The sequence below is a fragment of the Ruegeria denitrificans genome, assembly GCF_001458295.1.
Classification (GTDB): Bacteria; Pseudomonadota; Alphaproteobacteria; order Rhodobacterales; family Rhodobacteraceae; genus Ruegeria; species Ruegeria denitrificans.
This window is the reverse complement of record NZ_CYUD01000002.1, coordinates 153,687-169,617: the sequence shown is the minus strand read 5'-3', so window position 1 is coordinate 169,617 and position 15,931 is coordinate 153,687. Positions and strand designations below refer to the sequence as shown.

General features: G+C 58.9%; 19 protein-coding genes and 1 tRNA gene. 9 read left to right on the top strand and 11 right to left on the bottom strand.

Annotation, left to right across the window (positions count from 1 at the left end; all coding sequences use genetic code 11):
- The 4 genes from RUE5091_RS23220 to RUE5091_RS03645 form a co-directional block, all read right to left on the bottom strand.
- Positions 1-171 carry a hypothetical protein gene (locus tag RUE5091_RS23220; RefSeq protein ID WP_165590748.1) on the bottom strand — a complete coding sequence of 57 codons (171 nt, stop codon included), beginning with the start codon at positions 169-171 and terminating at the stop codon, positions 1-3.
- Positions 172-174: 3 nt separating this feature from the next.
- On the bottom strand, positions 175-1,539 hold the full coding sequence (locus RUE5091_RS03655) for a DUF2927 domain-containing protein (protein ID WP_058280532.1): 1,365 nt from the start codon (positions 1,537-1,539) through the stop codon (positions 175-177).
- Positions 1,539-1,988, bottom strand: a complete 450-nt coding sequence (locus RUE5091_RS03650; protein WP_058280531.1) for a GNAT family N-acetyltransferase — start codon at positions 1,986-1,988, stop codon at positions 1,539-1,541. Before RUE5091_RS03650 ends, RUE5091_RS03655 begins: the two co-directional genes overlap by 1 nt.
- A gap of 117 nt (positions 1,989-2,105) precedes the next feature.
- Positions 2,106-2,951 (bottom strand): AAA family ATPase, encoded by an 846-nt coding sequence (locus RUE5091_RS03645; RefSeq protein ID WP_058280530.1) that lies wholly within the window; start codon positions 2,949-2,951, stop codon positions 2,106-2,108.
- 370 nt (positions 2,952-3,321) lie between these two features.
- On the opposite strand from RUE5091_RS03645, the gene dksA reads away from it, so the two are divergent.
- Positions 3,322-3,744, top strand: a complete 423-nt coding sequence (dksA, locus tag RUE5091_RS03640; protein ID WP_050602554.1) for an RNA polymerase-binding protein DksA — start codon at positions 3,322-3,324, stop codon at positions 3,742-3,744.
- A 71-nt stretch (positions 3,745-3,815) separates the two neighbouring features.
- Positions 3,816-4,967 carry an FAD-dependent monooxygenase gene (locus RUE5091_RS03635; RefSeq protein WP_058280529.1) on the top strand — a complete coding sequence of 384 codons (1,152 nt, stop codon included), beginning with the start codon at positions 3,816-3,818 and terminating at the stop codon, positions 4,965-4,967.
- Between the two features lie 4 nt (positions 4,968-4,971).
- Here the strand turns inward: RUE5091_RS03635 and xth are convergent, their stop codons facing one another.
- On the bottom strand, positions 4,972-5,751 hold the full coding sequence (xth, locus tag RUE5091_RS03630; RefSeq protein ID WP_058280528.1) for an exodeoxyribonuclease III: 780 nt from the start codon (positions 5,749-5,751) through the stop codon (positions 4,972-4,974).
- A 60-nt stretch (positions 5,752-5,811) separates the two neighbouring features.
- Positions 5,812-6,135: a HesB/IscA family protein gene (locus tag RUE5091_RS03625; protein WP_058280527.1), complete on the bottom strand. Its 324-nt coding sequence runs from the start codon at positions 6,133-6,135 to the stop codon at positions 5,812-5,814.
- Positions 6,136-6,211: 76 nt separating this feature from the next.
- On the opposite strand from RUE5091_RS03625, the gene RUE5091_RS03620 reads away from it, so the two are divergent.
- Positions 6,212-7,378 carry a deoxyguanosinetriphosphate triphosphohydrolase gene (locus tag RUE5091_RS03620; RefSeq protein WP_082643538.1) on the top strand — a complete coding sequence of 389 codons (1,167 nt, stop codon included), beginning with the start codon at positions 6,212-6,214 and terminating at the stop codon, positions 7,376-7,378.
- Here the strand turns inward: RUE5091_RS03620 and RUE5091_RS03615 are convergent.
- Positions 7,355-7,906, bottom strand: a complete 552-nt coding sequence (locus tag RUE5091_RS03615) for a putative pterin-binding protein (RefSeq protein WP_058280746.1) — start codon at positions 7,904-7,906, stop codon at positions 7,355-7,357. The two genes, RUE5091_RS03620 and RUE5091_RS03615, sit on opposite strands and share 24 nt — an antisense overlap.
- Positions 7,907-8,040: 134 nt before the next feature.
- On the opposite strand from RUE5091_RS03615, the gene argS reads away from it, so the two are divergent.
- The 6 genes from argS (at position 8,041) to RUE5091_RS03585 (ending at position 13,662) form a co-directional block, all read left to right on the top strand.
- Positions 8,041-9,786 (top strand): arginine--tRNA ligase, encoded by a 1,746-nt coding sequence (gene argS / locus RUE5091_RS03610; protein ID WP_058280525.1) that lies wholly within the window; start codon positions 8,041-8,043, stop codon positions 9,784-9,786.
- Positions 9,787-9,874: 88 nt separating this feature from the next.
- Positions 9,875-10,939 (top strand): SPOR domain-containing protein, encoded by a 1,065-nt coding sequence (locus RUE5091_RS03605; RefSeq protein ID WP_058280524.1) that lies wholly within the window; start codon positions 9,875-9,877, stop codon positions 10,937-10,939.
- Complete coding sequence (nagZ, locus tag RUE5091_RS03600; protein WP_058280523.1) at positions 10,936-11,943, top strand: beta-N-acetylhexosaminidase; 1,008 nt, start codon at positions 10,936-10,938, stop codon at positions 11,941-11,943. The genes RUE5091_RS03605 and nagZ overlap by 4 nt, the downstream gene beginning before the upstream one ends.
- Entirely contained in the window at positions 11,933-12,727 is a 795-nt protein-coding gene (locus RUE5091_RS03595) for a segregation and condensation protein A (protein ID WP_058280522.1), read from the top strand. Before nagZ ends, RUE5091_RS03595 begins: the two co-directional genes overlap by 11 nt.
- On the top strand, positions 12,720-13,376 hold the full coding sequence (gene scpB / locus RUE5091_RS03590; protein WP_058280521.1) for an SMC-Scp complex subunit ScpB: 657 nt from the start codon (positions 12,720-12,722) through the stop codon (positions 13,374-13,376). The genes RUE5091_RS03595 and scpB overlap by 8 nt, the downstream gene beginning before the upstream one ends.
- Before the next feature lie 64 nt (positions 13,377-13,440).
- Positions 13,441-13,662, top strand: coding sequence for a hypothetical protein (locus RUE5091_RS03585; RefSeq protein ID WP_058280520.1), 222 nt, complete (start codon positions 13,441-13,443; stop codon positions 13,660-13,662).
- Here the strand turns inward: RUE5091_RS03585 and RUE5091_RS03580 are convergent, their stop codons facing one another.
- The 4 genes from RUE5091_RS03580 to ihfA form a co-directional block, all read right to left on the bottom strand.
- On the bottom strand, positions 13,663-14,742 hold the full coding sequence (locus tag RUE5091_RS03580; RefSeq protein WP_058280519.1) for a 2'-deoxycytidine 5'-triphosphate deaminase: 1,080 nt from the start codon (positions 14,740-14,742) through the stop codon (positions 13,663-13,665).
- A gap of 61 nt (positions 14,743-14,803) precedes the next feature.
- Positions 14,804-14,880 (bottom strand) — tRNA-Pro (locus RUE5091_RS03575).
- Positions 14,881-14,942: 62 nt separating this feature from the next.
- Positions 14,943-15,566 carry a MerR family transcriptional regulator gene (locus RUE5091_RS03570; RefSeq protein WP_058280518.1) on the bottom strand — a complete coding sequence of 208 codons (624 nt, stop codon included), beginning with the start codon at positions 15,564-15,566 and terminating at the stop codon, positions 14,943-14,945.
- 18 nt (positions 15,567-15,584) lie between these two features.
- Positions 15,585-15,887, bottom strand: a complete 303-nt coding sequence (gene ihfA / locus RUE5091_RS03565; protein ID WP_008755922.1) for an integration host factor subunit alpha — start codon at positions 15,885-15,887, stop codon at positions 15,585-15,587.
- Positions 15,888-15,931: the final 44 nt, after the last annotated feature.

The window sequence follows — 15,931 nt, the reverse complement described above, 5'->3', positions numbered from 1 at the left end:
TCAGACTACAAAACGTATGAGGATCAGGGATAGCACAAGCCCGACTAAGGCAAAGGCGATGCTATAACCGGCGGCATATTGCGCCATGTCGGCACCTGTGCCATTGCGTTTGCGCGCCGTCAGTGCCCCAAGGATTGCCCCGAGTATTGCCATTCCCAGAATTACGACCATGCGTTATCCGCCCCTGTTGTTGTTGGGGGGCCCTTCCGCAACGTCCTGACTCAGCGACCGGACCACCGTTTCCGAGCCGAACCCGTAGCGTGCCCATCCCAGACTGTCCAGCCTGACGGAACGTGCCTCAGCTGTCCGACCCGCCTGATTGAGGGCTTCGGATTTTAGCAGCAACAATGTAGCCAATTGCGAGGCATTCTCGGCCCGCGTCATCACGTTGATGGCCTTATCCAGTTCGGGCAGGGCCTCGGGACCTTTGCCCAGAGCCAGAGCGAAAGCGGCGGTTTGGGTGGTGATATAGGCCTGATGGATTTCGGTTCCGGGGGTTGCGCGCAGATATTTCAAGGCGGTCTGATAATCGCGTAGCGAGTCCTGCGGATTGTCGAACTGACCCATCCGACCCATCAAGTAGTACGGATAGGCACGACGATGATCGGTCCAACCTTCCTCCTGACCGATCCTTGCAGCCTTTTTCGCGGCCCGCAGCCGCCGTTGTGTGTTCAGTTGTGGGCGCAGGGATTTTTGAACTGCATTGATCCATTCGCGCGGCGTTTCAGAAACTGGTCGCGCGGGCAGGGTGTCTCCTCGCGGGTTCAGACGGCTGAGAATGCCGGGCAGGGCGGCCTCGACCTGTTCGCGGGTCATGCCACTGCGCAGTTCGGGCGCATAGGCCGTGCGCAGGATCAGCATGTCGAACCCTGTCAAGACGGTGTGGATATTGTCATCGTTGAACACCGAATCTGGCAGATGGTACAGATCGTTCAGTGGCCCCAGTGCCTGCGCGATCTCTTCATGCAGGCAATCGCGCTTTTCCTGCGGGCTGACGTCATAGGGGATGAAGATTCCCAGACGTTCGCGGCTGCGCAGGCGGCTCCAACTGCTTTTCTGTTTACGCCGGTCGCGCCGGTATTCTTCGAAACTCGAAGAGTTCGGCACCACGAAACAGGCTGCCTGTGGCAGAATTTCGTGAATCTGCGCCTGGCTGACGGCCTCGATTGTGATGTTGGCCGTGCCTTCCGATACCTGACGAATGTCGATCCCGGCCTCGCGGTGCAGGCGGTTCAGCAACTGGGTCAGGTCGCGTTGCATCGAAGGCGTCGGCGCGCCGGTCAGACGCAAGGTGATCGGGGTTTCGAAACGGGTGAAGACCGGCAGTTGTGCACCCCCTTCCAGCGCGAAATGCAACGATACGAAATCCGCCGCGATATTGGCGTTCGACCGACCCGGTGGAGAAGGGAATGCACGGGTGAACGCCTTGGCCGGAGGCAACGTTTCTTCAATCGCCTGAACGCGGGTCGGCACTTCGATGGGTTCGACCGTCGCGCAACCTGCCAACGCTACGCCTGCAACAAGGGCCAGCCAACGCATCACGGGCGCTGATACCGGATAAAAGGCGTCTGCTTGCCAATGCGATCATAAAGCTTGCGGGCGGCGTGGTTGAAATCCTGTGTCAGCCAATAGACCGAGGGCGCGCCTTGCCGGTCAGCCTCATCATACACCGTCTGGATCAGGGCGCGGCCAACACCGGTGCCGCGTGCCTCGGGTCGGGCGAACAGGTCCTGCAGATAACAGACGGATTCAACCTTCCACGCGTGGCGGTGAAACAGATAATGGGTCAGACCGACAAGCTGCCCGTTTTGTTCCGCAACAAAGCATGAAAAATCATTCGGGTCGTCGCCCAGCATTCGCGCGAAGGTGCTGTCATAGACATCATCCGCGACCGTTGTTTCATAGAACGCCAGATAGTCGCGCCACATGTCGGACCATTCAGCACGGTCTTCGGGCCGCAGGGCGCGGATGGTCAGAGTGTCAGTCAATCAAGATGTCCCGTCTGGTACCGGTCATAGATAGCCCGGGTAAACCGGACCGCCACCTGCAATGCTGACAGCCAGACCTGTCCAAGGCAAGCAGCGATCACCGATTATTCAACAGGTTCAGCGTTTGCTCCGCGCCATAAAGGCCAGACGTTCGAACAAATGCACGTCCTGTTCGTTCTTCAGCAGCGCACCGTGCAGCTTGGGCAGAGCGTTCGCGCCTTCGCGTTTGAGATCCTCGGCGGTCAGGTCCTCGGCCAGCAGTAATTTCAGCCAATCGAGCACTTCGGAGGTTGATGGTTTCTTTTTCAAACCCTGCGTTTCGCGGATTTCATAGAACTGGGTAAGGGCAGTGGTCAGCAGCGCGTCTTTGATGCCGGGGTGGTGGACCTCGACGATCCGGCGCATGGTCGCCTCATCCGGGAAGCGGATATAGTGAAAGAAACAGCGGCGCAGAAACGCGTCGGGCAGTTCCTTTTCATTGTTCGAGGTGATGATGACGATAGGGCGGTGCTTGGCCCGGATGGTCTCGCCGGTTTCATAGACATGGAACTCCATCTTATCGAGTTCCTGCAGCAGATCATTTGGAAATTCGATGTCGGCCTTGTCGATCTCGTCAATCAGCAGAACGACCTTTTCGTCAGCGTCGAACGCCTGCCAAAGCTTACCTTCACGGATGTAGTTGGACACGTCATGCACACGCTCCTCGCCCAACTGACTGTCGCGCAACCGGCTGACCGCGTCATATTCGTACAGACCCTGTTGCGCACGAGTGGTGGATTTCACATTCCACTCGATCATGCGCAGCCCCAGCGCACCGGCCACCTGCTTGGCCAGCTCGGTCTTACCTGTGCCGGGTTCGCCCTTGACCAGCAGAGGGCGCTCCAGGGTCACGGCAGCATTCACCGCAATGGTCAGGTCGTCGGTGGCAACATATTCAGCGGTGCCTTGGAAACGTGCGGTCATGGGCCCCTCATGTGGTTTCGCGCAATCTGTGTTGTTCGGGTTACAGAGAGGCGATGCTTTTGACAAGCAGCCCACAGCGTCACGTGATGAGAATTTCGTAACGACTCCAAACTCTTTTGCATGATTCGACCACTTTGGGTCGCAATCCGGAATGCGGTTTGCCAAAATTTTGCCTGACAATTTCCACAGTATAACAAGGTTTTGTTGTTATTTGTCTCATATTTAGACATGCCGGAGACGTGACGTATCAAGACGACGTTTGTGTAGTGACATTCACGCGAACGTCGGTTACACGCTCCGCAGAAGGGAGTGCCAAATGTCAGGTCAAACAACAGCAACCGACGTTACTGGCCATACCGAGGGAGCAAAAATGAAGCAGGAAGTTTTTCTGCCGGAGGATTACCGCCCGGCCGAAGATGAACCTTTCATGAATGATCGACAGCTTGAGTATTTTCGCCGCAAGCTGTTGGATTGGAAGACAGAGCTATTGGCGGGCAGCCGCGACACGATCGAAGGGCTGCAGGACAACACCCGTAACATTCCGGACGTCGCAGACCGCGCAAGCGAGGAAACTGACCGCGCGCTGGAACTGCGTACCCGTGACCGTCAGCGCAAGCTGGTGGCCAAGATCGACTCGGCCCTGCGCCGCATCGAAGAGGGTGAGTACGGCTATTGCGAAAAGACGGGCGATCCGATTTCGCTGAAGCGTCTGGATGCGCGTCCGATCGCGACCATGACGCTTGAGGCACAGGAACGTCACGAGCGCCGCGAAAAGGTCCACCGCGACGATTGATCGCTGGAACTTTGGTAATAATTCAAACGCCGGGGCCTGTTGCTCCGGCGTTTTTACGTTAAGCCGTTGGCATGAATATCGACGATTTGAAATTCAGTGTTATAGGCGGTGGTATAGGGGGGCTTGCGGCCGCTCTTGCCCTGCGGCAACGCGGGGCGCAGGTCGCGGTTCTTGAGCAGGCCCCGGCCATGACCGAGGTTGGCGCAGGGCTGCAGATCAGCGCCAACGGCATGGCGGTCCTGCGGGCGCTGAACGTAGTGGGACAAGTGCCGGAGGACGGGCAGCTGTCTCACGGTACAATTCTGCGGGATCACCGCAATGGCCGGATTGTCAGTCGAATCCCCGCACCGGTCGCCGGGCCAACTTTTTATTATCATCGCGCCGATTTGCTTGACCTGTTGTACCGTGCGGCTCTGGATGCGGGCGTCACTATCCGGCTGGGCGCACAGGTGGCGCAGGTTCTCCAACATCCGGCCGAGGCGGAAATTGTTCTGAACGATGGTGAGCGATTGCGCTGTGACTGCGCCATCGCGGCGGACGGAGGGCGCAGCGCCATCCGACCGATCCTTAACGGTCCAGAGGCCCCTCGCTTCACCCACCAGATTGCCTGGCGTGCGACCATTCCCTGGTCACACCGCGATGAGACGCCTAACGCTTCGCTGACAATGGGGCCAGGGCGCCATGTCGTCACATACCCATTGCGCGATCAGCGGCTGATGAATGTGGTGGCGATTGAGGAGCGCTCGGACTGGCAAGAGGAAGGTTGGCGTCTGCAAGGCAATCCGAATGATTTACGCGCGCGATTTGCCGATTTCGGTGGCCCCGTGGGCGCTATTCTGTCTCAGGTGAATGAAACCCATCTTTGGGCTCTGTTCCTGCGGCCTGTGGCGCAAAACTGGCAGGCGGGGCGACTGGCGTTGCTGGGTGATGCGGCACATCCCACGCTGCCCTTCATGGCGCAGGGGGCCTGTCTGGCGCTAGAGGATGCGTGGATACTGGCACGCTCTTTCGAAGACCAAGCCGATATGACGCAAGCCCTAGCTGCCTATGAAACCCACCGCCGCCCAAGAGCTAAACGGGTTGTGGCCGCAGCCGGAGCCAACGCGCGCAATTTTCACCTGCGCGGCCCCATGCGACTGGCGGCGCAGATGGCTCTGATGGCCGTCGGCCCGCGGCTTTCGCGAAAATACGAGTGGATCTACGACTACGACGCGACCGCGTGAACTTTTAAAGGTCGAGCTGAATCCAGACCGGAACGTGGTCTGAGGGTTTTTCATGCCCGCGTATGGCGGCATCAATCTGACAATCCTGCATCAGATCGGCAGCCTGGGGCGTCAGCAGAAAGTGGTCGATGCGGATACCGTCGTTTTTATTCCACGCGCCCGCCTGATAGTCCCAAAATGAATAATGACCGGGCCCTTGCGTGCGGGCCCGAAACGCTTCGGTAAAGCCCAGATTGAGGATTTTGCGAAACGCTGCGCGGCTTTCCGGGCGGAACAAAGCATCCTCGCGCCACGCGTCCGGGCGGGCGGCGTCTTCGGCTTGGGGGATGATGTTGTAGTCACCCGCCATGAGTGCGGGTTCTTCGCTGGCCATCAGGTCGCGCGCCCGATCATACAACCGCTCCATCCAGGCCAGTTTATAGTCATATTTCAGCCCGGGTACCGGGTTGCCGTTAGGCAGGTACAACCCGCAAATACGCAGCGCTTGCTTTCCGATTACGGTGGCTTCGATCCAACGCGCCTGTTCGTCCTCATCATCGCCGGGAAGACCACGGGAAACGTCCTCAAGCGGTAGTTTCGATAAGATTGCGACGCCGTTAAAGCTCTTCTGGCCATGCGTTTCGACGTTATAGCCGCGTTCTTCGAAAATCTCGCGCGGGAAGTTTTCGTCGATCGATTTGATTTCCTGCAACAAAACGACGTCGGGCTGTGCGTCGTCAAGCCACCGGGGCAGGGCCTCGGCCCGCGCTTTGATGCCGTTGATGTTAAACGTGGCGATTTTCATGCGCGATCCTCCGGCTGGCTGCCGGTTGATCTATCCCTCAACCGCGCGGGCAGGGCAAGGTCACATTGAAAAAGACGTACCGCAGCCACAGGAAGAGGTCGCGTTGGGGTTTTCGATCACAAACCGCGCGCCGATCAGTTCCTGTGTGAAATCGATCACCGCGTTTTCCAGAAACGGCAGCGAAATCGAGTCGACAATGACCATTTGGCCTTTGCCTTCCAGCACAAGGTCGTCGTCTTTGGGCTCGTCCAGCGCGATTTCGTATTGAAAACCGGAACATCCGCCGCCTTCCACTGCGACGCGCAGAGCTTGACCCTGATCTGCTGCGCCGATCTCGGCGAGGCGATCAAAGGCGCGTTCTGTGACTGTGGGGGGCAGATTCATGCCGGACTCCAAAGGTTTATTTCCTTAGCAGGCTACAATATATGAAACCTTAGGACAGGCGACAAGGACAAGACCTTTGGAAAGAGCGGGTTTTGCCTCGGACCCCAATCGCGCAATGGGGCGGTTGGTGCCAGAGGAGGAAAGCAGTTTCCGGTCATGCTTTCAGCGCGACCGGGATCGGATCATTCACGCCAGCGCGTTTCGGCGGCTAAAACACAAGACACAGGTGTTTGTCGAGCATGAGGGCGATAGTTACCGCACACGCCTGACGCACTCGATCGAAGTGGCGCAAGTGGCGCGCACGATTGCCGGGGCTTTGGGATTGAACCCCGAACTGACCGAAGCCGTGGCGCTGGCGCATGATCTTGGGCACACGCCCTTTGGCCATACCGGCGAGGACGCTCTGCACGCGTTGATGCGACCCTATGGCGGTTTCGATCACAACGCGCAGGCCATTCGGATCGTCACCAAGCTGGAACGCCATTATGCCGAATTCGATGGCTGCAACCTGACATGGGAATGTCTGGAGGGTATCGCCAAGCACAATGGCCCAGTGACAGGGGAATTGCCGTGGGCGCTGGCCGAGTGCAATGGCGGTTTTGATCTGGAACTACACACCCATGCCAGCGCTGAGGCGCAGGTGGCCGCGCTGTCTGACGATATTGCCTATAATAACCACGATCTATTGGATGGGCTGCGGGCCAATTTGTTCACAGATGCAGAAATTCAGCGATTGCCCATTGTTGGTGACTGCTATGCTGAAGTGGATCGCAAGTACCCCAGTCTGGACCCGTATCGGCGCAGGCACGAAGCGTTGCGTCGCGTGTTTGGGGTGATGGTCTCGGATGTGATCGACACATCGCGCGACTTGATCGACGCGTCAGGTGCACAGAGTGTCGAGGATATCCGGCATCTGGGCTATCCGGTGATCCAATTCTCGGCGGGGCTTTGGGCGCAGCTCAAGGAAATCCGCGCGTTCCTGTTTTCGCGGATGTATCGTGCGCCCAGCGTGATGAAGGTTCGGGCCGAAGTCTCAGCTGTTGTTGAAGAATTATTCCCGATCTACTTGAACGATCCGAAGCAGATGCCAGCCCGTTGGCACAGCGATATCGAGGCCGCCCCGGATGAAACGGCGCTGGCGCGTATCGTGTCGGACTACATTGCCGGAATGACCGACCGTTTTGCCTTGCAGGATCACAAAAGGTTGACGGGTCGCTCGTCACTCGATCCCGATATAGGCTAGTGCCCAGACCTGTTGGCCGGATTGTTCGGCCGCCAGATCGACGTCGTCGGTCGGTGGGAAAACGATCATCGTCGGGCCATAGCCGCCTATCCCCATCGGGCTGCCATCCGCGTGGGTCGCAACAATGGGTTGATACGCCTGAATGCTGTCCCATGGGATTTCGGACTGATAACCATCCAGCGCCATCGGGTTGGCGGCCTTGCCTTTGGCCCCGGCCATAGTCATCACATCCGATAAACGCGGGCCAGAGAAAGTGATATCACGCTGATTGTCTTCGGGGCCGTAGGCAATCGTGATCTCTACCTGCGCCAGACCGTCCAGCATCGAGGCGTCAAATCCGGCAGCGCCGTCGTGCTGCACTTCGAGGTATCCCAACAGGCCGCCGTCATTCTCGCCTCGGGCCGGCAGGTTGGTTTCGGTGACCGCGCCACCCAGTGTGAGCAGAACATGGCCCTCCGGCGTGGGCATCTCGGCCCAAATTGGGGTCGAGGTGATCAGGACGACGGCAAGGGACAAGGCAAGGCGCATGAAACGGTCTCCGGGGCTGGAAATTTTCTGTGACATTAGCCCGGTTTACCGCTAATCCAAGCGGAAACTGATCGCTTCCATTGACCTTGCCGCTTTGCGTGGTAAACCGCCGGGCAAGCAAAAGGACATCCGAAATGAACCTGTTTTCCGAGATCCGCGCCCTTGTACTGGACGCGCTGGCACAGATGCAGTCCGAAGGCGCGCTGCCCGAGGGGCTGAACTTTGACAACGTGGCGGTCGAGCCGCCGCGCGATGCAGCACATGGCGACATGGCGACCAACGCCGCGATGGTGTTGGCGAAACCGGCCAAGATGAAGCCGCGCGACATTGCCGATGTGCTGGCCGGAAAGCTGGCGGCGGATGATCGGATTACCAGCGCCGAGGTTGCCGGGCCGGGCTTTTTGAACCTGCGGTTGGCGCCGTCGGTATGGCAAGGCGTTCTGGCGGCGGTTCTGGAACAAGGCACTAACTATGGCCGCTCGACCATGGGGCATGGCCAGAAAGTCAACGTCGAGTATGTCTCGGCCAACCCGACCGGTCCGCTGCACGTGGGCCATACGCGGGGGGCAGTTTTCGGTGACGCGCTGGCAAGCTTGCTGGCCTATTCCGGCCATGACGTGACCCGCGAGTATTACATCAACGACGGCGGCGCGCAGGTGGATGTGCTGGCGCGGTCGGCTTATGAGAGGTATCGCGAAGCCAACGGCCTGAGCCCCGAGATCGCCGAAGGGCTGTATCCGGGTGACTACCTGATCCCGATCGGTGAAGCGCTGAAAGAGAAATATGGTGACAGCCTGATCGACAAACCGGAAAGCGAGTGGCTGGAAGATTTGCGCGAGTTCGCGACCGACGCGATGATGGACCTGATCCGCGCCGACCTGAAGGCTCTGGGCGTCGAGATGGATGTGTTCTTCTCGGAAAAATCGCTCTATGGCACAGGTCGGATTGAGGCCGCGCTGAAGTCGCTGACTGAAAAAGGCTTGATCTATGAGGGCGTGCTGGAGCCGCCCAAGGGCAAGAAGCCCGAGGATTGGGAGCCGCGCGAGCAAACCTTGTTCAAATCGACCGAACATGGCGACGACGTTGACCGCCCGGTGAAAAAATCAGACGGCAGCTGGACTTATTTCGCCCCGGATATCGCCTATCACTACGACAAGGTGACCCGTGGATTTGACGCGTTGATCGATGTGTTTGGCGCCGACCATGGCGGTTACGTTAAACGGATGAAGGCGGCTGTTTCGGCGCTGTCCGATGGCAAGGTGCCGCTGGATATCAAGCTGACCCAATTGGTGAAGCTGTGGAAGAAGGGCGAGCCGTTTAAGATGTCGAAACGGGCAGGGAACTTTGTCACTCTGCGCGATGTGGTCGATCAAGTTGGTCCCGATGTGACCCGTTTCGTGATGCTGACCCGCAAGAACGACGCGCCGCTGGATTTTGATTTCGACAAGGTGCTTGAGCAGAGCCGCGAGAACCCCGTGTTCTACGTGCAATACGCGCATGCCCGCGTCATGAGCGTGCTGCGCCGCGCCGCCGAGGCTGGGATTGCTGCCGATGATGCAGCCCTTTCAGGGGCTGACCTCAGCAAGAACGACCACGCCTCGGAACTGACCGTGGCTAAAAAACTGGCCGAATGGCCCCGTTTGGTCGAGATCGCCGCCCGCACGAATGAACCGCACCGGGTTGCCTTCTACCTGTACGAGCTTGCAGGAGACTTCCACGCGCTGTGGAATAAGGGCAACGAAGAAACCCAACTGCGGTTCCTTCAGGATGGCGATGTTGCCACAAGCCAGTCAAAAATCGCATTGGCTCGCGCCGTTTCTGTTGTGATTTCAGCGGGCTTGGGTATTCTTGGCGTCACCCCAGCGCAGGAGATGCGGTAACAAACACCGCCCGACGCGCCGGTACGAGGTAGGCAAGAAATGACCCGCGCGCCTTATTTTCTGGCGTGAATCGGGCGGTGAGGCGGACATGGCACGTTACGATTACTCGGGGCAGATGCGCCCCGAGCAGATGCATTACACGAATCAACCGCATCCTCAGGATGGGTATGAATATTCCGACGATATGCACGGGTTTGATGAGGCGCCGCGCGCTGCAGGCCTGGGTCGTATCGTCAACGCGCTGGGTGCGGTTGCATCCCTGGCGTTGGTCGCGGGAATTGGTGTCTGGGGCTACAAATTGGTGATGCGCGATGTCAGCGGCGTGCCAGTTGTGCGCGCCATCGAAGGCCCCATGCGCATTCAGCCGGAAAACCCCGGTGGGACGCCTGCCGATCATCAGGGACTGGCCGTAAACACGGTGGCTGCGGTCGGAACCGCAGCTCCGCCAGCGGATCGCTTGATCCTTGCGCCACGCCCGGTGTCCCTGTCGGATGAGGATACGCCGGTTGAGCCGCTGAAACCCACCCCCGCCGTGCATGTGGTACAGGAAGAGATTTCCGATCAGGAAGCTGCGCAGTTGCGTCAGGGCAATGTCGATGCTCTGGTCGCCGAGCTTGCGGGTGACGCAGCTCAGATCGAAGAACCGTCCGAGCAGGGCGTGCAACTGGCCTCTTTGACAGTACTCGAGGAAGAGCCCGCGATTGATCCCGCTGATCTGGCCGCGCAATTACCTGATCCAGAGCTCGCTGCTTTGCCAGGTGTTCGCCGGTCTTTGCGCCCCAACACCCGACCAGCACGTTCCACACCCAGCAGAGTAACCACCAACAGCAGCACCGAAGACGCGATCAATGCCGCAGTCAAAGCCGCCGTAGGGTTGGACATTGATCCCAATACGCTGTCAAAAGGCACGCGCATGGCGCAACTTGGTGCTTATGAAAGCACGGACGTCGCGCAGTCCGAATGGATTCGCCTGAATAGTCGTTTTGGTGAATATATGGATGGAAAACAGCGTGTTATACAGAAAACCTCACGTGGTGGGCGAACCTTCTACCGCTTGCGTGTGCTGGGGTTTGACGATCTGAGCGACTCGCGTCAGTTCTGCGCGGCGCTTGAGGCGCGCGGCGCTGATTGTATTCCAGTGGCCGCTCGGTGAGTTTCGGCGCGACGATCACTGACGCTGAAGGCCTGCGCCTGACGGCCGACGAAAAAAGATTGTTTCAAGAAATGAACCCGTTCGGGTTCATTTTATTTGCCCGTAACATCGATACGGCCGATCAGGTTCGCGCGCTGTGCGATGATTTCCGCGAGGCGGTAGGGCGCAACTGCCCGATCACCATTGACCAGGAAGGCGGCCGGGTGCAGCGCCTGCGCACACCGCTTGCGCGCGAATGGATGCCGCCGCTGGATCACGTCATGCTTGCGGGGGATCAAGCCGAACGCGCTATGTATCTGCGCTATCGCCTGATCGCGAATGAGTTGTTCGAATTGGGGATCGACAGCAACTGCGCCCCTATGGTGGATCTGGCCCGTGAAAACACGCATGTCTTTCTGAAGAACCGCTGCTATGGATCTGATCCCAAAACAGTTTCCGGGATTGGAAAAGCCGTCGCCAAGGGGCATATGGATGGCGGCGTTCTGCCGGTGATAAAACACATGCCAGGTCATGGCCTGTCCACGCTGGACAGCCACCACGACCTACCACATGTCGATCTGACGCAGGAGGCACTGGAACAGGCTGACTTCGCACCGTTCCGCGCTCTGAACGACTTGCCGATGGGGATGACCGCGCATCTGGTTTATGACCGGATCGACCCACAGCCGGCTACGATTTCACCCACCATGATCGGCCTGATCCGCGACAAGATCGGATTTGATGGCCTGATCATGACGGACGATATCTCGATGAAGGCCCTCAGCGGTGCGCCCGAGGACATTACCCGTCAGGCGCTGACTGCGGGGTGTGATGTGGTCTTGCATTGCAACGGCTCGTTTGAAGCCCGCGCCAAGGTGTTAGATGCCGCCGGAGAAATGACCGAGCAGGCCGGGAAACGCGCGGAAAAGGCGCTGGCGATGCGGCAGAAGCCTGTGGAACTTGACATCCCCTCGGCTGAGGCGGAACTATCTGCCCTAATGGGCGGGCAGGTATATGAACGATAACCTTTTCAGCGAAGACCCGGTTTCGGTCGCGGATCGCCTTGCGGCCGAAGCCCTGATCGTTGACGTCGACGGGTTCGAAGGCCCGTTGGACGTGCTACTTACCCTGTCGCGGACGCAAAAGGTCGACCTGCGGAAGATCTCGGTGCTGGCACTGGCGCAGCAATATTTGTCCTTTGTGGAAAAGGCCCGTGCCCTGCGGATTGAACTTGCGGCCGACTATCTGGTTATGGCCGCGTGGCTGGCGTTTCTGAAGTCACGCCTGCTGCTGCCCCCTGATCCCGATGACGAAGGACCATCGGGCGAGGAACTGGCCGCACACCTGGCGTTTCAGTTGGAACGCCTGCAAGCCATGCGTGATGCCGCAGCGCGTCTGATGGCCCGCGATCAATTGGGACGGGATTTCTTCAAACGCGGGCAGGGCGAAGATGTCACCCGCATCCGCACCGTGACCTATTCTGCGACCCTGCTGGACCTGATGCAGGGCTATGCCCGTATCCGCACACGTGACGAATTTCGCCCCTTCGTCATGGATCGTGATGCCGTGTTCACGATGGAACAGGCGTTGGAGCGGATGCGCCCTCTGATGGGCTTCGCAGGAACCTGGACTGATATGGAGACATATCTGCCCGAAGGTTGGGATACTGACCCGGTGCGTCGACGTTCGGCCACGGCAGCGACCTTTGCGGCCTCGCTAGAGCTGGTGAAAGAAGGACATATGGAGATCAAGCAAAGCGAAACCTTTGCCCCGATCCATCTGCGCAAGAGGACTGACACTCGTGACTGACGCCCCCGAAGACGAAGGCACCGGCACCCTGTTCGAAGCGCCGCCGATGGCGGAGCAGGAGCGCATGGTCGAGGCTGTGTTGTTTGCCAGCGCCGAACCAGTGACGATCGCCGACTTGGAGGTGCGGATGCCCCATGGCAGCGATGCGGCGCAAGCCGTTGAAATGCTTCAAAAACGCTATGAAGGACGTGGCGTGCGTGTGGTCAGTGTTGGCGAAGCTTGGGCTATTCGAACCGCCCCTGACCTGGGCTTTCTGATGCAGAAGGAAACGGTAGAGACACGCAAGCTCAGCCGCGCGGCCATCGAAACACTGGCCATCGTGGCCTATCATCAGCCCTGCACTCGGGCCGAGATCGAGGAAATTCGCGGCGTTTCAGTATCGCGCGGGACGATTGATCAATTGCTCGAAATGGAGTGGATTCGTCTGGGCCGCCGTCGCATGACGCCCGGACGCCCGGTGACATTCGTTGTAACGCCGCATTTTCTGGATCACTTCGGGCTGGAAAATGCGCGGGACCTGCCGGGGCTCAAGGAACTGCGCGCCGCTGGTCTGCTGGAGAACCGTCCACCGCCGGGCACTGTCCCGCTGGGTGAAGGCCGTGAGGACGAGCAGGACGAAGACCAGACCGAACTGTTCGAGGAAGAGTGATCAAACGGCCCTTTTGTTGTCATACAAATCGCCTATGTTGAGGGTCAGGAAACGGAGTTGAGCAATGAACGCCAATCGGATCATCGACATGATCGTACGTCAGGTCATGCGCCGCCTTGTCAATAAGGGCGTGAACAAGGGCTTTGACATGGCGGACCGTATGGGCGGTAAGGGCCAACAGTCCGGTGAGCCCAAACGTGCCAACAACAATGGCCCACGCCCGTCGCAGAACCTGAAACAAGCGCAGCGGATGACCCGTCAGATGCGCCGGTTCATGAAGTTCTGATCAGCCAACCGCTTTGAAATGCTTGGACAATTTCAGGCCTTGCCCCTGGTAGTTTGAAGCAATGCCTGCGCCGTACAGTTGCGTCGGCATCTCGGCCATATTCTCATAGACCAACCGACCAACGACCTGACCGTGTTCCAGCACGAAGGGCGCCTCGTGGCAGCGCACTTCCAGCACTCCGCGTGATCCTGCGCCTCCGGCGGCTGCGTGCCCGAAACCGGGGTCAAAGAAACCCGCGTAGTGCACCCGGAATTCGCCTACCATGGCCAGATAGGGGGCCATCTCGGCTGCGTACATCGGCGGAATGTGTACGGCTTCGCGGCTGACCAGAATGTAGAATGCACCCGGGTCCAGAATGATGCGACCATCGGTGGTGCGCACCTCTTCCCAGTATTCCTGCGGGTTGTATTCGCCGATCCGGTCCAGATCAATCACGCCGGTATGCGGCTTGGCGCGATAGCCCACCAGATCGGTGTCGGGCAATTGCAGGTCGACCGAAAAGCCTAAACCGTCTTGAATAACCGCAGGACCGTCAACCAAGGGCGAGTCACTGTGCAACGCGGTCAGTTCCGCGTCGCTGAGTACGGCCTGACCTTGACGAAAGCGAATCTGATTGAGCCGCATCCCCGGACGTACCAGCACCGAGAAGGAACGCGGGCAGATCTCAGCATAAAGTGGACCGGTATAGCCCGCGGGCACGCGGTCGAACTCGGTGCCGCCATCGGTGATGGTGCGGGTCAGCAAGTCCAGCCGTCCGGTCGAGCTTTTGGCGTTAGCCACAGCCGTCACGTTTTCGGGCAGGGCCAGCGATTCCATCAGCGGCACCAGATAGACGCAGCCTTTTTCCAGAACCGCCCCGTTTGTGATGTCGATGCGGTGCATCTCGAACTCGGCCAACCGATCCGCGACGTATCGGGTTTCGCCGGCCAGAAACGAGGCGCGAACACGGTAAGCCACTGTTCCTAAGCGTAAATCAAGGCTGGCAGGTTGAACCTGCGCAGGGATAACCTCGGGGTTGGCGGTGATTTCGCCGCGCGCGATCATCGCTTCGATCTGCTGATTTGGGCATACACCTGTCATTCCAATCCCCCCTGATGCCAGAGCGGGATCTGGCCTGTCTGCCATAAACGTCGGTGTGATTTGGTCGGGCTAGCAGGACTCGAACCTGCGACCTTCCGTCCCCCAGACGGACGCGCTACCAGGCTGCGCCATAGCCCGACGTTGAGGTGTTCATAAAGACTTTCCCGGCAGGGGCAAGAGGAAATCATCGCCTTTTTTTCTTATCCCGCCGTTCGGTTTTCAATGCGGTTAAGAACGGCGCGCAAGTCCTTTGCCACCGGAGCGATCTGTTTCAGCAGATCGTCATCGAAATCGGTGCGGTTCCATGCCTGCGTTGCGATTCCACCCAGCAGGGGGGATTCGTCTAAAAATTCCGGCGTCGATTTCGAGGCGACCGGTTGCGGCGTGGGTGCTGATGGTGAGGCTTCAGCCGCAACGGGGGCGGTAGGTTCAGCCACCGGAGATGAATCGCCCAAATTCAGATCAATCTGCTCGCTGGCCGCGGCAGGTTTGGAGGCGAAAGGCACAACCACGTTGTCGTTCGGCGCGGCCTCCGGATTGGCAACCTCATCCAACCCCTGCGAGAGCGAGGCAACATGCGCCACGCCCTGTTCGCGCAGGATACGTTGAACGCCCTTGATGGTAATCCCGTCCTCGTGCAGCAGTTTCTTAATGCCGCCCAGCAGCCGCATGTCGTTGGGCCGGTAATAACGTCGGCCACCGGCGCGTTTTACCGGTTTGACCTGATTGAAACGGCTTTCCCAGAATCGCAGGACATGCGCCTGAACACCCAGCCAGTCCGCAACTTCACTGATCGTGCGAAAGGCGTCGGGGGACTTGCTCATGACCGTGCCGTCCTGATCTTACTTGCGGTTCCCTGCGGCGACGCGATCCTTCATCAGGTGCGACGGGCGGAAGGTCAGAACCCGGCGCGGTTGAATCGGAACTTCTTCGCCGGTTTTGGGGTTGCGGCCAATGCGGGCGGTCTTGTCCCGAACACTGAACGTGCCGAATGACGAAATCTTAACCTGCTCGCCGCGCACCAAGGCGTCGGACATGTGGTTCAGAACGCTTTCGACCAGTTGCGCACTTTCATTGCGTGACAGGCCAACCTCACGAAAGACGGCCTCGCTCAGATCCATTCGCGTCAGTGTTTTATCGCCCATACCATTTCCCCTGTTGATACCGCAGAATACGGCGAGGGGAAATT

Bases quoted from the DNA above. Each gene is read 5' to 3' on its own strand.
- RUE5091_RS03615 (WP_058280746.1), bottom strand. From the start codon at position 7,906: ATGCGCCTTGCCTTGTCCCTTGCCGTCGTCCTGATCACCTCGACCCCA.
- RUE5091_RS03580 (WP_058280519.1), bottom strand. From the start codon at position 14,742: ATGACAGGTGTATGCCCAAATCAGCAGATCGAAGCGATGATCGCGCGC.
- RUE5091_RS03635 (WP_058280529.1), top strand. From the start codon at position 3,816: ATGAATATCGACGATTTGAAATTCAGTGTTATAGGCGGTGGTATAGGG.
- dksA (WP_050602554.1), top strand. From the start codon at position 3,322: ATGAAGCAGGAAGTTTTTCTGCCGGAGGATTACCGCCCGGCCGAAGAT.
- RUE5091_RS03585 (WP_058280520.1), top strand. From the start codon at position 13,441: ATGAACGCCAATCGGATCATCGACATGATCGTACGTCAGGTCATGCGC.
- RUE5091_RS03625 (WP_058280527.1), bottom strand. From the start codon at position 6,135: ATGAATCTGCCCCCCACAGTCACAGAACGCGCCTTTGATCGCCTCGCC.
- ihfA (WP_008755922.1), bottom strand. From the start codon at position 15,887: ATGGGCGATAAAACACTGACGCGAATGGATCTGAGCGAGGCCGTCTTT.
- RUE5091_RS03645 (WP_058280530.1), bottom strand. From the start codon at position 2,951: ATGACCGCACGTTTCCAAGGCACCGCTGAATATGTTGCCACCGACGAC.
- argS (WP_058280525.1), top strand. From the start codon at position 8,041: ATGAACCTGTTTTCCGAGATCCGCGCCCTTGTACTGGACGCGCTGGCA.
- RUE5091_RS03655 (WP_058280532.1), bottom strand. From the start codon at position 1,539: ATGCGTTGGCTGGCCCTTGTTGCAGGCGTAGCGTTGGCAGGTTGCGCG.
- RUE5091_RS03605 (WP_058280524.1), top strand. From the start codon at position 9,875: ATGGCACGTTACGATTACTCGGGGCAGATGCGCCCCGAGCAGATGCAT.
- RUE5091_RS23220 (WP_165590748.1), bottom strand. From the start codon at position 171: ATGGTCGTAATTCTGGGAATGGCAATACTCGGGGCAATCCTTGGGGCA.
- xth (WP_058280528.1), bottom strand. From the start codon at position 5,751: ATGAAAATCGCCACGTTTAACATCAACGGCATCAAAGCGCGGGCCGAG.
- RUE5091_RS03570 (WP_058280518.1), bottom strand. From the start codon at position 15,566: ATGAGCAAGTCCCCCGACGCCTTTCGCACGATCAGTGAAGTTGCGGAC.
- RUE5091_RS03595 (WP_058280522.1), top strand. From the start codon at position 11,933: ATGAACGATAACCTTTTCAGCGAAGACCCGGTTTCGGTCGCGGATCGC.